At 44.7% G+C, this 374-nt stretch carries 2 tRNA genes; both read left to right on the top strand.

The features are described 5' to 3' along the window. The first annotated feature begins 73 nt into the window (after nt 1–73). Nucleotides 74–150: transfer RNA gene (locus M0814_RS29045), tRNA-Ile, on the top strand. Between the two features lie 9 nt (nt 151–159). Next, nucleotides 160–235 (top strand) — tRNA-Ala (locus tag M0814_RS29050). Nucleotides 236–374 lie beyond the last annotated feature (139 nt).

Raw genomic sequence — 374 nt, forward strand, 5'->3', positions numbered from 1 at the left:
TGAAGAAGACGATAGAAGCAGCTTTAAGCTCCAAGCTGATAGCTCTTAGCTAATCAGTTACGCGCTCGAAATTGGGTCTGTAGCTCAGTTGGTTAGAGCGCACCCCTGATAAGGGTGAGGTCGGCAGTTCGAATCTGCCCAGACCCACCAATTTTGTATGGGGCCATAGCTCAGCTGGGAGAGCGCCTGCCTTGCACGCAGGAGGTCAGCGGTTCGATCCCGCTTGGCTCCACCATTAACTGCTTCTGCTTGTTAGAGTTTAGAAATGAATATTCCAGTGTGAATATTGATTTCTAGTCTTTGATTAGAACGTTCTTTAAAAATTTGGGTATGTGATAGAAAGATAGACAGAACGTTACTTTAAAAATTTAGAA

The organism is Pseudomonas sp. MWU12-2020, assembly GCF_023100605.1.
Lineage (GTDB): Bacteria > Pseudomonadota > Gammaproteobacteria > Pseudomonadales > Pseudomonadaceae > Aquipseudomonas > Aquipseudomonas fluorescens_H.